This window comes from Myxococcus vastator (assembly GCF_010894475.1).
Classification (GTDB): domain Bacteria; phylum Myxococcota; class Myxococcia; order Myxococcales; family Myxococcaceae; genus Myxococcus; species Myxococcus vastator.
In genome coordinates this window covers 14,498-27,575 of sequence record NZ_JAAIYB010000058.1, presented here as the reverse complement: position 1 = coordinate 27,575, position 13,078 = coordinate 14,498, and the positions used below count along the sequence as shown (strand labels likewise).

General features: G+C 70.0%; 13 protein-coding genes and 1 tRNA gene. 9 read left to right on the top strand and 5 right to left on the bottom strand.

Annotated features, from left to right (window positions below):
- Positions 1-170 precede the first annotated feature (170 nt).
- A tRNA-Ile gene (locus G4D87_RS08700) sits at positions 171-244 on the top strand.
- Between the two features lie 165 nt (positions 245-409).
- Here the strand turns inward: G4D87_RS08700 and G4D87_RS08695 are convergent.
- Complete coding sequence (locus G4D87_RS08695) at positions 410-940, bottom strand: hypothetical protein (protein WP_163780819.1); 531 nt, start codon at positions 938-940, stop codon at positions 410-412.
- A gap of 84 nt (positions 941-1,024) precedes the next feature.
- Positions 1,025-1,594: a TMEM165/GDT1 family protein gene (locus G4D87_RS08690; protein ID WP_163780817.1), complete on the bottom strand. Its 570-nt coding sequence runs from the start codon at positions 1,592-1,594 to the stop codon at positions 1,025-1,027.
- Between the two features lie 381 nt (positions 1,595-1,975).
- On the opposite strand from G4D87_RS08690, the gene G4D87_RS08685 reads away from it, so the two are divergent.
- Together G4D87_RS08685 and G4D87_RS08680 are read left to right on the top strand one after the other, a co-directional pair.
- Positions 1,976-2,233, top strand: a complete 258-nt coding sequence (locus G4D87_RS08685; protein WP_141592137.1) for a ribbon-helix-helix domain-containing protein — start codon at positions 1,976-1,978, stop codon at positions 2,231-2,233.
- An 88-nt stretch (positions 2,234-2,321) separates the two neighbouring features.
- Positions 2,322-2,813, top strand: coding sequence for a hypothetical protein (locus G4D87_RS08680; protein WP_163780815.1), 492 nt, complete (start codon positions 2,322-2,324; stop codon positions 2,811-2,813).
- Between the two features lie 42 nt (positions 2,814-2,855).
- Here the strand turns inward: G4D87_RS08680 and G4D87_RS08675 are convergent, their stop codons facing one another.
- The 3 genes from G4D87_RS08675 to G4D87_RS08665 are packed head-to-tail and all read right to left on the bottom strand — an operon-like array spanning position 2,856 to position 4,878.
- On the bottom strand, positions 2,856-3,923 hold the full coding sequence (locus tag G4D87_RS08675; protein ID WP_163780813.1) for a lysylphosphatidylglycerol synthase transmembrane domain-containing protein: 1,068 nt from the start codon (positions 3,921-3,923) through the stop codon (positions 2,856-2,858).
- Between the two features lie 17 nt (positions 3,924-3,940).
- Positions 3,941-4,672, bottom strand: coding sequence for a tyrosine-protein phosphatase (locus G4D87_RS08670; protein WP_163780811.1), 732 nt, complete (start codon positions 4,670-4,672; stop codon positions 3,941-3,943).
- Positions 4,669-4,878 carry a DNA gyrase inhibitor YacG gene (locus G4D87_RS08665; protein WP_163780809.1) on the bottom strand — a complete coding sequence of 70 codons (210 nt, stop codon included), beginning with the start codon at positions 4,876-4,878 and terminating at the stop codon, positions 4,669-4,671. The genes G4D87_RS08670 and G4D87_RS08665 overlap by 4 nt, the downstream gene beginning before the upstream one ends.
- Before the next feature lie 61 nt (positions 4,879-4,939).
- Here G4D87_RS08665 and G4D87_RS08660 point away from each other — a divergent pair, with 61 nt between their 5' ends.
- The 6 genes from G4D87_RS08660 (at position 4,940) to G4D87_RS08635 (ending at position 13,074) form a co-directional block, all read left to right on the top strand.
- The gene (locus G4D87_RS08660; RefSeq protein WP_163780807.1) at positions 4,940-5,929 is read left to right on the top strand and encodes an NAD(P)H-quinone oxidoreductase; all 990 of its coding nucleotides are present in this window, start codon (positions 4,940-4,942) and stop codon (positions 5,927-5,929) included.
- A gap of 30 nt (positions 5,930-5,959) precedes the next feature.
- Positions 5,960-7,063, top strand: coding sequence for an ankyrin repeat domain-containing protein (locus G4D87_RS08655; protein WP_163780806.1), 1,104 nt, complete (start codon positions 5,960-5,962; stop codon positions 7,061-7,063).
- 44 nt (positions 7,064-7,107) lie between these two features.
- Positions 7,108-8,145 carry an agmatinase family protein gene (locus G4D87_RS08650; protein ID WP_163780804.1) on the top strand — a complete coding sequence of 346 codons (1,038 nt, stop codon included), beginning with the start codon at positions 7,108-7,110 and terminating at the stop codon, positions 8,143-8,145.
- Positions 8,146-8,251: 106 nt separating this feature from the next.
- A complete protein-coding gene (locus G4D87_RS08645) occupies positions 8,252-9,598 on the top strand; it encodes a trypsin-like peptidase domain-containing protein (RefSeq protein WP_163780802.1) in 1,347 nt (448 codons plus the stop codon).
- Positions 9,599-9,666: 68 nt separating this feature from the next.
- Positions 9,667-11,730 (top strand): protein kinase domain-containing protein, encoded by a 2,064-nt coding sequence (locus G4D87_RS08640; protein WP_163780800.1) that lies wholly within the window; start codon positions 9,667-9,669, stop codon positions 11,728-11,730.
- An 84-nt stretch (positions 11,731-11,814) separates the two neighbouring features.
- Positions 11,815-13,074: a saccharopine dehydrogenase family protein gene (locus G4D87_RS08635; RefSeq protein ID WP_163780798.1), complete on the top strand. Its 1,260-nt coding sequence runs from the start codon at positions 11,815-11,817 to the stop codon at positions 13,072-13,074.
- Positions 13,075-13,078: the final 4 nt, after the last annotated feature.

Below are 13,078 nucleotides of genomic sequence, written 5' to 3'. Positions count from 1 at the left end.
CGTCCCCACCGCTTCGTTCCCGTTGCCCTCCGCCCGCCATGTGGTATAGAGCCGCCCCGAAGCGCGAAGTGCCCCGCCCCGTTGCCAAAGCTGTTGCATGGACACCGGGCGAGCAGGTAGGAAGGCAGTGGAAGTTCCGCAGTAAAAGCCGTAGGTTGCAGCCTACTTACGGCCAGGTAGCTCACCTGGTTAGAGCGGCGGTCTCATAATCCGCAGGTAGTCAGTTCAAGTCTGACCCTGGCCACTACCCCGGCGTCACCTTCACGGTGACACCGGGGTTTTTCTTTTCAGCCCACCTTCTCCAGCATCCACACGTGGCCGTCGGGGTCCTTGAACGTCCCCGACGGAATCATCGCCGCCCGCCACGAAAAAGGGCCGGGGCCCACCGACGCCCCGGCCCAGGGACAGCCTACTGGCAGTCGTTCAGCGGGAAGACGTAGTCGCGGCGCGGCGTCTGGCCGGGGTCCTGGTTGATGGCCGCCACGCTCAGCTCGCTGTAGTTCACCGTCTGGCTGCTGCCGATGACCATCTGCGTCTTCTGCACGCGCGTGGTCGACAGCACCACCTTGCCCGTCGTGCCCGTCGGCTCGATGCGGAAGCAGTTCATGATGCGCGGGTCCACCGTGGACTTGCGGCACTGGTGGTACTGCCCCAGCACCTCACGCTTCACGTACGTGCAGCGGCAATCCCAGGGGTCGTACTCCTCGGAGACGTACGCGGCCTCGAAGCCGGTCGCCGTCTGGACGACCTCCAGGTGCGTGCCGCCCTGGAACTCGTCACAGCGCAGCAGCACGTCGCCCACGGCGCCCTGCTTCACCTCCGCCGTCTCGGGGACCACCTCGGTGGCGGCCATCGGGTCCTGCGGCTGGGCACCGTCACAACCCACGCCCAGGAGGGCGCTCATCAGAATCATCGCGGAGAAACGAAGGGGGGAACGCATTCCAGCTCCTGAAGAAAGGTCCGGGTCATCCCGGACCTCTCGCATGGGAGCTTTTCCCGGGTTGAAGCGCAATGCACTTCTCCGTCACATCCGAAGCGCCGTCCACAGCGACAGGGCGCCGAAGACGAAGAAGAGGCTGGCGGCGGCCCAGCGCACCCAGCTCATCTGCACCCGGCCCGCGAGCCGGTCCCCCAGGAACACGGCCAGGCCGTCCGACAGCATCATCCCGGCCGTGGTGCCCAGCGTCACCGTCAGCGGCGCCTGGTAGCGCGCGGCCACGGCCATGGTGGCCAGCTGCGTCTTGTCCCCCATCTCCGCGAGGAAGAAGAGCACCACCGTGGTGAGGAAGGCCCCGAAGCGCGGCGGCTTGCCGCCATCTTCCTCCAGCGTGTCCGGCTTGAGCGTCCACAGCCCGAAGCCGATGAAGAGCACCGCCAGGAGCAGCGCCATCCACTTCGCCGGCACGTGCGCGGACACCCAGCTGCCCACGCTGGACGCCAGCGCGTGATTGGCGACGGTGGCGACGAAGATGCCCGCCAGCACATGCCACGGCTTGCGAAACCGCGTGGCCAGGGAGAACGCGAGCAGCTGCGTCTTGTCCCCCATCTCACTGGCGGCCACCAACACGAATGAACCCACGAGCGCTTCCAGCATCAGACTCCCTCGCAAAGACGGGGCCGGGGTTCAGGCTCGTGGGAGACGCCAGGGCAGCACGCGCGCACGACGGACCTCGGCCAGGAAGAAACGACAATCCCTGTCCGAAGGTCTCGTTCGTCTCGCGAACATCACGAGGTGGGGGCCCGGGCTGTTTCCAGCCAGTGTGTCGAGCTTCCCGCCGCCAGCGCCGCTGGCGTGAACTACTCCCCTAAGGCAAGCGGCGAAGTAGCAGCGCCCCCAGGGCCCTGTCAACGCGGTGTGCGGGGTGGCTCGGCCGCCTGGCTTCCGGCGCATTTTTTGACGGCGTGCCTGTCCGCCCGCCTAATGCCTCGGACAGGCAGGTAGCGGCCTGTAGCAGCCACGCCCGGAGGAAGTCCGATGCAGGATGGAAGCGCCAGTCCCCTGAGCCCCGAGGCGCCGTCGTCCCCGGCGGCCACGGAAGTGTCTGTCGACGTCCGAGGCCCGGACGCCGACATCGTCTCCACCCACGTCCTGGTTCCCGAGGAGCAGGTCCAGAAGCTGCGCGAGCTGGCGCGGCGGACCCGCATCCACCAGAGCGAGTACCTGCGCGAGGCCGTGGAGGACCTGCTCGGCAAGTACGGCCGTGGCACGCCCAAGGAGGAAGGCCAGTCATGAGGGCAACCGTCGTCCGGCCCCCACCTGGAGGCCGGGCGTGACGCCGGGGTAGGCTCCGCGACTCCATTTCGGAAGGAGCCCACACCCCATGCGTCTCCCGATTGTCAGCGCCGCGCTCGCGCTCGCCGCCGCCGGCTGTGCCACCTCCGGCTTCGACAAGCTCTACCCGGGCATGTCGTCCCATCAAGTCGTCGACGCCATGGGCTCAGGGCCCACGCGCGCGCAGGAGTTCCCGGACAGCTCCACCGCCTGGTACTACGGCGAGGACCGCTGCGTGCTGATGCGCGACGACAAGCTCGTCGCCAAGGCCACGACCGAGGACTCCACCACCATCAACACCCCGGTCGTCTCCGTGCGCGACAGCGCGAAGGCCCTCTGCGCGCCAGAGGGCTACGCCTCCTCGGAGAAGCGGGAGCAGGTCATCGACACTCCGTTCGGCAACTTCAAGGGCAACATCGACCCGAAGGCCGCCATGGAGAAGGTGAAGGGCGTGGTGACGGGCAAGAGCGGCGACACCGCCCCCGCGAACACGGACGCCGCTGCCGCCGAGCCGGAGCAGGCGGCATCGCCCACTCCGTAGGGAGCCGCATGGGACACCCGGGGGCCCAAGCGCGGCCCGGCGTCAGGCGGAGGGTGCCGCCGCCTCGCCTTCCTTGTCGTCCAGCTTGCCGGCGATGTCCTTGAACGACAGGTGGCCCATGGACAGCAGGATGAGGCCCAGGCCCACCTGCTGCACCGTCTGGCACAGCCACATGACGTTGGCGTAGGCCAGCCCGCTGGCGTTCACCGCGGCGGCCGGAAGGAAGAGGCTCAGGCCCACCTTCGTGGCCGCCTGGAAGGTGCCCATCATCCCCGGCGCCGCGGGAATCATCAGCCCCACCACCAGCACGCCCAGCACAACGTAGGCCTGGAAGAGCGTCAGGCCCATGGGCTCGCAGACGGTGCCCGGCGCCGCGCCCGAGCAGTCGAAGGCATTGGCCAGCATGGACATGCCCGCGCCATTCACGCCCCAGTACAGCGCCGTGTAGAGGAAGAAGAGCGCGACCTGCCGCCCCTTCGGCAACTGCCGCATGGCGCCCACGAAGGTGTCGACGATGTCCGCCACCTTGTCCGCCACCTGCGGCGCCAGCCGGCCCACCGTGGCGCGCACGAGGTTCACCGTGCGCTGCTGCTGCCAGAGGCCGAAGAGGAGGAACGCCAGCCCGCCGCCGAACACCGCGAACATCAGCCACGAGCCCAGCTTGACGTAGCGAATCTCCGGCGTCTCCGTGGGGACGAAGAAGAGCAGCGCCCGCAGCATCGCCGCCACGAAGAGGCCGTCCACGATGCGCTCCAGCACCACGGACGTCATGGCCGCGCTGCGGCGGATGCCACTGCGCTGCGCGATGAGGAAGGGCCGCGCGAACTCTCCCAGGCGGAAGGGCAGCACCAGCAGCATCATGAAGCCGATGCCGGAGGCCTCGTTCAGCTTGCGGAAAGGGACGGGCTCCAGGCCCGACAGGAGGCAGCCCCAGCGCAGGGTGCGGAAGACGTGGATGGCCAGCAGGCAGCCGAAGTACGGCACCACCCACGCGTAGTTGGCCGACTTCAGGCTGGCCAGCTGCGTGGCCCAGTCCGTGTCCCGGAAGGCCCACCACATGAAGAGGAAGGTGACCAGGAGGCTGGCCAGGAGTTTGACGGCGCGTTTCACAGCGGCCGGGTATACCGTCAGTCCGGGTCGGACTCCAGTGACTCCCCGGCCAGCAGGCTCGCGGGATTGTCTCTCATGAGACGGGCGAAGGCCGCGTCCCCTGCCCTGCTCCTCAGCTCCGCCAGCGAGCGGCCCACCCAGTCCCGAGCCCCCACGGGCCCGTGCAGGTCCGTGGCGCCCACCGCGTAGAGCCCGTCATCCAGGAAGGCGCGGGACAGCTTCTTCGCCGTGCCGCCATAACGGCCGATGAGCGCCCCGACATCCAGTTGCAACAGTGCCCCAGCTCGAACGGCCTCCGCGGCGCGGCCCTTCCGCTCGAACTCCAGGCAGCGCTCGGGGTGCGCCAGCAGCGGCACCACGCCCTTGGTGCGGATGCGGAAGAGGATGTCCGGCAGCGCGGGGACCGGCGCGGTGTAGGGGAGCTCGACGAGCACGTAGCGGCCCGGGCCCAGCTTGCGGGCCTGCGGCGTGGTGAGGCCGCGCAGGAAGGCATCGTCGAGCACGTTCTCCGCGTTGCGCCCCAACGTCAGGGGGATGCGCTCGCGCGCCAGGGCCTCCGCCAGCTCCGCGCGGCGCGCGTCCACCACCTCCACGGGGGCGTATTCGGGGCGCGCATGCGGGCTGGGTGCGACGGTGGAGAAGCCGAGGTCGACCAGCGCCCGCGCCATCTCCAGCGCGTCTTCCAGCGTACGTGCCCCGTCATCCACACCGGGCAGCAGGTGGCAGTGCAGGTCGACGAAGCCGCTCATGCGTCGCCGCGCTGGCGCTCCGGGTGGCTGTCGGCGGGCAGCTCGTCCTCCTGCTCATCCGCCTGCCGGTCGGGGACGCGGTACTCCTCGCCCAGCCACCGGCCGAGGTCCACGGCGCGGCAGCGCTTGGAGCAGAAGGGAAAACCAGCGTTCTCCCCGCGCGGGGGAACGGGCTTCTGGCAGATGGGACACGTCAGGGTGCTCATGATGGACGGTGTTCTAGATAAGCGTTGACGCTCTCGCGAGCCAGGATGTTTCGTGCCCGCCATGAAGGTCCTTCGCATCACCCGCCCTGGGGGCCCCGAGGTCCTCGCCGAGGAAGAGCGTCCCGAGCCTGTCCCAGGCCCGGGAGAGATTCTGGTCCGGGTCCGAGCGTCCGCGCTCAACCGAGCGGACCTTCTGCAGCTTCGGGGTCACTACCCTGCCCCGCCGGACGTGGCGCCGGACATCCCCGGCCTGGAGTACGCGGGCGAGGTGGTGGCCGCGGGCCCGCGCGCACGGCGCTTCCAGCCCGGCGACCGCGTCATGGGACTGGTGGGCGGGGGCGCGTGGTCGGAGCTGCTCGTCACCCACGAGCGCGAGGCGATGCCCATCCCCGACGGCATGGACTTCGCCGACGCGGCGGCCCTCCCGGAGGCGTACCTCACCGCGTTCGACGCGCTGGTGCTCCAGGGCGAGCTCAAGCCTGGTGAGACGGTGCTCGTCCACGCGGTGGCCAGCGGCGTGGGCTCGGCGGCGGCGCTCATCTGCCAGGCCATGGGCGCGCGCGTGGTGGGCACGGGCCGCAGCGCGGCGAAGCTGGCCCGCGCGGCCGACTGGGGCGTGGCGCGCACGGTGCTGTGTGACAGCAAGCCGCCGCGCTTCGCGGACGCGGTGCGCGAGGAGACGGGTGGCCGGGGCGCGGACCTCTGCCTGGACCTGGTGGGCGGCGGCTACGTGCCGGAGACGCTGAACGCCCTGGCGCCCCGGGGCCGGCTGATGCTGGTGGGGCTGGTGGCGGGCGCGGCCGCGGAGATGAACCTGGGCACGGTGCTGACGAAGCGGCTGCGCGTCACCGGCACCGTGCTGCGCAGCCGTGCTCTCGAAGAGAAGATGGCGCTGGCGCAGAGCGCGGAGCGGCACCTGCTGCCGCTGTTCCGCTCGGGGGCGCTGCGGCCTGTGGTCGACGCGGTGGTGCCGCGCGCGGACATCCGGCAGGCGCTGGAGCGCATGGCGGACAATGACTCGGTGGGCAAGCTGGTGGTGCGTTGGGCGTGAGCCGCATCGCGAACTGAAGGAACGGACTCGATGACAGAGCAGCAGCGGGAGCTCGAAGACCTCATCCGGCAGATTGACGACCTCCACTACATCCAGACCTATCACCGGGTCGAACTGCCGAAAGCCGAGTACCAGCAGCGCCTGGCCAAGGCGGAGCACAAGAACGCCGAGGTGGTGGCTCGAATCCGGGCGCTGCTCGCCAGCGGCGTCAGCCTGGACTTCAAGACCCTCAACGGCCACTCGCCGATGATGATCGCCGTCACCCAGAACAACGTCGAAGTCATCCAGGTGCTCATGGAGTACGGCGCCGACATCCGGGCGAGTTCGGGCTACGAGTTCCCGATACACCGCGCCGCGGAGTTCGGCTCCGACCGCGTCGTGCGGTTCTTCATCGAGCAGGGCATCGACCCTCGTCTGAAGACGGAGGGTGGCAGGTCCGTGCTCTCCGCCGCCCGCGCCTCGCGGCACAGCAAGAACGTGGGCCCCATGCTCGTGGAGCACCTGAAGAAGTCGAAGGACCAGCGAGGCCCTCCGCCCAAGAAGGTGAAGGAGCTCTCCGAGGAGCGCGTCACCCAATACCTGTCAGGGGATGCACCCGCGGGGGTCGGCCCTCGGACGTGGGAGCAGCTCCGCGCGTTCATGGAGAGTGTCTTCGTCGAGGAGTACTCGGTCACCATCGACCAGCTCTACGCGGGCATCGCGGAGCACGGCAACACGAACGCCCCGCTCGTCTTCGCCACCATCGACCTCATCCGGCAGGTCTCCACGCGGGCCCCCGCGAGCAAGACGCTCAAGAAAGTGTCCAAGAACCCCTTCGTCCACCACGGTGACCTGGTGGTGGAGGGCCCCCTGAAGGTGCTGTCGCTCCTGGTGACGGGGAATCTGACGGTGAAGGGCAAGGCGTCCAACGTTCAGGGGTGCCAGCTCTTCGTGGGCGGCGACTTCGAATGCGACACCTTCCAGACCGAGGGCCCCGTCATCATCGGAGGCAACCTCAAGGCCTCGGTCGTGGACGCCTACTACAACGACTACAGCCTGGACGTCCGGGGCGCGCTGACGGCGGACCGGCTGGTGATTGAGAAACATCAGGTGCTGGCCGGGCGTTTCGACGTCAAGGAACGCATCGAGAAGTAACAGACCATTGCGCCCCCATACCGGGCCCTTATCCTGCGCCGCCCATGGCTACCCACTTCGACCCCAGCGCCGCCGCCCAGCCGGACTCCGGCGTGTTCGGACTCCCCCACTCCCCGGAAGAGGCGCACGTCGTCCTCATCCCCGTCCCCTTCGAGGCCACCACCAGCTACGGCGGCGGCACGTCCGAGGGGCCGGCCGCCGTCCTGGACGCCAGCCGGCAGGTCGACCTCTTCGACGTGGAGACGGGCCGCCCCTACGAGCGGGGCATCGCCATGCTCCCCGAGCCCCAGGAGCTGCGCGACTGGAATACCCAAGCCAAGGCGCGCGCCCAGGTCGTCATCGAGGCCGGCGGCATCCACTCCGGCGAGGCCGCGCTGCTCCAGGCCGCGCAGGACGTGAATGTCCTCTGCGACCAGATGAACGAGCACGTCTACCGCACCACGAAGCACTGGTTGGAGCAGGGCAAGCGCGTGGCCGCGGTGGGCGGTGACCACTCCATCTCCTACGGCATCATCCGCGCGCACGCGGAGAAGTATCCGGGCCTGGGCGTGCTGCACCTGGACGCGCACGCCGACCTGCGCGTGGCCTACGAGGGCTTCACCTGGTCCCACGCGTCCATCATGTACAACGTCGCGGAGCGCATCCCCGGCGTGAAGACGCTGGTCCAGGTGGGCCTGCGCGACATGAGCGCGGAGGAGCACCAGTACATCGCGGACTCCCACGGCCGCGTGCACGGCTTCTTCGACGCCGCGCTCCAGAACAAGCGCTTCGACGGCGTGCCCTGGAACCGGCAGGTGGATGAGATGGTCGCCCTGCTCCCGCAGCAGGTCTACCTGTCCTTCGACATCGACGGGCTGGACCCCGTGCTCTGCCCCCACACGGGCACCCCCGTGCCGGGCGGACTGTCCTTCCCGGAGGCCGTGGCCCTCATCGCCGGCGTGGTCCGCTCCGGGCGCACGATTGTCGGCTTCGACCTCACCGAGGTGGCCCCCGACCCCGAGGGCGGCGAGTGGGACGGCAACGTCGGCGCGCGACTGCTGTACAAGATGATTGGCTGGATGCTGAAGTCGCAGCAGGCCTGACGTCTCGTGACTCGAGGCGTCCCGGGAGGGATGCCTCCGCGCGTCAGGTGCTCCGCGGCAGAATGTCCTTCGCCCGACAATCCCTGGCGATGCACGGAGGGTTGGAATGAAGCACGCAGTCATGAGGTGGAGCCTGCTGGTGGTGGCCCTGTTGACCTCGGGCACGGCGAGCGCGGACCTGGCGCGGCGGCGTGACGCCATCGTCGAGGTCGTGCAGAAGGTCTCCCCCGCCGTCGTCTACATCGGCACCGAGCAGGAGGTGGAGTCGCGCTTCCGCGGACGCCGCTCCCCGCTGGAGGAGTTCTTCGGTGGCATGGGCGCGGAGCCGGAGCGCCAGAGAATCTCCGGCCTGGGCAGCGGCGCCATCATCGACCCCAGCGGCATCATCGTCACCAATGACCATGTCATCCGGGGCGCCTCCGCCATCCACGTCATCCTGGCGGATGGGCGCTCGTTCGACGCGGAGGTCATCGGCAGCGACGCGGCGAACGACCTGGCGGTGCTCAAGGTCAACGCCAAGGAGGCCCTGCCCATCGCGAAGCTGGGCACCAGCTCCGACCTGATGATTGGCGAGACGGTGGTCGCCATCGGCAGCCCGTTCGGCCTCAGCAAGACGGTCACCGCGGGTGTCGTCTCCGCGGTGGGCCGCACGTTCCGCGCCGACAACCGCGTCTACAACGACTTCGTGCAGACGGACGCCGCCATCAACCCGGGCAACTCGGGTGGCCCGCTGCTCAACGTGGACGGGGAAATCATCGGCATCAACACCGCCATCTTCGGCGGCGGCGCGCAGGGCATCGGCTTCGCGATTCCGGCCGACAAGGTGCGCCGCATCGTCGACGAGCTGACCCGCTTCGGAAAGGTGCGCCCGGCGTGGGTGGGCATCGATACGGCGGACCTGCCTCCCCGCGTCGCCCGGCAGCTCGGGTGGGACCGGGCCTATGGCGCGCTGGTGACGGCGGTGGAGGCCGGGAGCCCCGCCGCCGAGGCGGGCGTGAAGCGCGGGGACGTGGTGGCGGAGCTGGGCGGCTCGCGCATCCAGGACGCCGAGGACTTCGACACCCGCGTGCGCGGCTACCCCGCCCGCTCCGCCTTCCCGGTGGTGCTCTTCCGCGAAGGCGGCCTGCGCACCGTCCAGGTGACGCCGGTGGAGTTCCCCGCTCGCATGGTCGAGGGGCTGGCGTGGGAGCGGCTGGGACTCCGCGTGAAGCAGCTTCGCGGAGGGCTGGCCGTGTCCGGCGTGCGACAGGGCTCGGCGGCGGCGGACATCGGGCTGGAGCCCGGGGACATCATCCTCCGAGTGAACAACCAGCCCGTGACGACGCAGGACACCTTCCGGGAGGCCCTGCTCACCGCGCGACGGGGACGTAGCGTGCTGTTGCTCGTGCGACGCGGGCGCTACGGCTACCACGTGACGCTGCCCTTCGAGCAGGAAGCAGGCTACCGGCTGTAGCTGTCGGGAGCGGGCGACGGGCCCCCCGTATTTCAGGACCCACGTGACTCGCACTAACATGCGGAGTCATGAGTTCCGTCCGTTACCAGTCCCTCGGTCCCCTGCTGGCCGGGGAAGGCTCACGCGCCTTCCTCGGACTCGCCCTGGAGGACGGCGCGTCTCCCCGTCCCGTGGTGCTCATCTGGGCACCGCAAGATGTCGTGCAGAACCCCGAGCTGACGGCGACGCTGCGTCGCGAGACGGCTCGCGCGCTCGTCTTCGAGCATCCGCACATCCTCCGGGTCCACGCCCTGGCCGAGCAGGATGGCGGACTGGCCCGTGTCACCGAGTTCGCGGACGGCGAGCCCCTGCGTCGCCTGCTGGAGGCCCACCCTCGCCTGCCGCCGCACTTCGCGGCGCTCGTCGTGGCGGATGCCGCCGTGGGCCTGCACTACGCGCACGTCGCCGGCAATGACGACGGCACGCCCTTCGTGCACGGTGACGTCCGGCCCGAGACGTTGATGATCTCCTTCGGCGGTCTGACGAAGGTGACGGGTTATGGCGCGCTCGGCGTGGCCCCGCGTGAGCGCGGTGGCAAGCGCGTGAAGAACCGGCGCATGTACAGCGCGCCCGAGCAGCTCCTCGGTGGCCGCGAGGCGGTCAACGTCCAGTCGGATGTGTTCCTCCTGGGGCTCGTGCTGCACGAGTGCCTCTCCGGGAAGATTCCCTTCAAGGACGCGGCGGACCCGGACAAGGCCGTGCTGACGCGGTCGCTGCCGCCCATGGCGCAGGACGTGCCGCTGAAGCTGGACGCGGTGCTGCGCCGGGCGACGGCGAAGCGGGCCAAGGAGCGGTACCCGACGGCGCTCGCGTTCCGCGAGGCCGTGGTCGAGGCCGTCGGCTCCCTGCCCACGCATGCGGAGTTCTCGGAGTTCATGTCGAAGTACTTCCCGCCCGAGAGCGAGGCTCGCGCGGCGCGGCGGCGGGTGATTGAAGCGGGCATCGCAGAGGTGATGCAGAAGGCCGGCATCTCTCCGCCCGCCGTGGCCGAGTTCCTCGCGCGCGGCGCCCTGCCCCCGGGCTTGATGCCCGCGAAGTGGCCGGAGCTGCCGGGACAATTGCTGGCCTCGGGCGCGCCCGAGGGTTCGGGTGCACAGGCTGGAAGTGGCTCGGCGGCCGGTGTCACCGCGCAGGCCGCCTCGGCGGTGGGAAGCGCGGGACAGGCCGGCGCGGGTGGCCCGTCGCAGGCGGGCTCAGGCACTCAAGCGCAGTCCGATGCAGGTGCTCAGGCGCACTCCGATGCGGGTGGCCTGTCGCACGCTGGCGTGGGCGGACAGGTTCAGTCCGGCGCGGGCGTTCAGGCTCACTCAGGCGCGCAGGCGCAGTCCGGCGCGGGCGCACAGGCGCAGTCCGGCGCGGGCGCACAGGCGCATTCAATCGAACAGCATCAGTCCGGCACAGGCACTCAGGCTCATCCCGGCGCCACGGGCACGGGGGCCGGAGCCACGGTGCCCACCGGCTCGGCGGGCACGGGAGCCCCCGCGCAGAAGTCGTCGCGCACCTGGATAGCCTTCGTGGGTGTCGGGCTCGCGCTCACGGTGGGCGCGGGGGCCGTCGTGCTCAGCCGGCTGCCCTCCAACATCGAGGCCGAGCTCGAGGACGCGGGTGTCACCGATGCCCTGCCCGTCGACGCGGGTGTGACGGTGGATGCAGGCCCCGTGGACGCCGGCATTCCCATGGGCACGCTGAACGTCACCGTGGACCCGGTCGTGGAGGTCTCGATTCCTGGCCAGTACCTGGGTCGCACGCCGGTCTCCGCGGCCGTGCCCGCGGGCCGTCACGTCCTGACGCTCAGCAACCCGGTGCTCGGCATCCAGACGACACGGGTCATCACCGTGCCGGCGGGTGGCCGCTCCTCGCAGCAGATCTTCCTCAACAAGGGCTTCGTGAACGTGCGCGCCCCCGAGGGCGCCATCGTCACGGTGGACGGCCGGCTCATCGGCGCGGCGCCCATCGAGGAGTTGGATTTGTACGAAGGCACACACCAGCTCCTCGTCATGGTGACCGGCTCTCGCTGGCAGAAGACCTTCAAGGTGGAGCCAGGCCAGCGCGTCACCTTCGACGTCAACTTCGAGCAGCCCGAAGAGGAGTGACCGGGGTGGCAAGCTCCGCGGCGTGAACATTGGCTTCACGCCGCGGTTGCGGTGCCCACGGGGCGCGACCAGACTCCCGCGCCCATGAACACCTCCGCCACGGAGTTCGACGTCATCGTCTGGGGCGCCACCGGCTTCACCGGGCGCCTGGTCGCCGAATATCTCGCCAGGACCCAGGACAGCCACCGCGCGCGGTGGGCCCTCGCGGGACGCGACCTCGGCAAGCTGGAGCAGGTCCGGCAGGGGCTGGCGGCGATTGCGCCCACCTTCGCGGAGCTGCCGCTGCTCGTCGCGGATGCGCGCGACACCGCGTCACTGGATGCCCTGGTTCCCCGAACCCGCGTGGTCTGCACCACGGTGGGCCCCTATGCACGCTACGGCGGCGAGCTCGTCGCCGCGTGTGTCCGGGCCGGCGTCAGCTACTGCGACCTCACGGGTGAAGTGCAGTGGATGCGGCGGATGATTGACGCCCACCACGAGCAGGCCCGTGAGAGCGGCGCACGCATCGTCCACACGTGCGGCTTCGACTCGATTCCGTCGGACCTGGGCGTGCTGATGATGCAGGAGCACATGCGGGAGCGCCACGGCGGCCACCTGGACGCCGTCCGCCTCTACATGGGCCCCATGCGTGGCGGCGCCAGCGGCGGCACCGCGGCCAGCATGGTGCAGGCGATGGAAGAAGCCTCGGCGGACCGCTCGGTGCGGAAGCTCATGGCCCACCCGCATGCGCTGGACCCCGTCCCAGGCCCCTTTCGGGCCGAGTCCAAGGACGAGCTGGGCATCCACCACAGCCAGGAGCTGGGCCAGTGGACCGGCCCGTTCTTCATGGCGACGGTGAATACACGCGTCGTCCGGCGCAGCAACGCGCTGCTCGGACACCCGTGGGGAGAGCACTTCCGGTACTCGGAGGTCGCCAGCTACGGCGCCGGGCCCCAGGGACTGCTGCGCGCCACGAGCGTCACCGCGGGCTTGGGAGGCCTCGTCGCCGCGATGCAGGTCAAGCCCCTGCGCGCATTGCTGGAGAAGAAGGTCCTCCCCGCGCCGGGTGAAGGCCCGTCTCCGGAGGCTCGGGAGAAGGGCTTCTTCGTCGCGCAGCTTCGCGGCGAAGGCACCTCACCTCGCACCGGCGAGCGGGTGCGGCTGAAGGGCAAGGTGGCGGCGCAGGGAGACCCGGGCTACGCGGCCACGTCGCGGATGCTCGCCGAGTCCGCGCTGTGCCTCGCCTTCGACGACACTCCGGCCACGGGCGGCGTGCTCACTCCGGCCTCCGCCATGGGCATGCGGCTGGTGGAGCGGCTGCGCCGCGCGGGCATGACGTTCCAGGTGGAGGCGCAGTCCACCTGAAGCC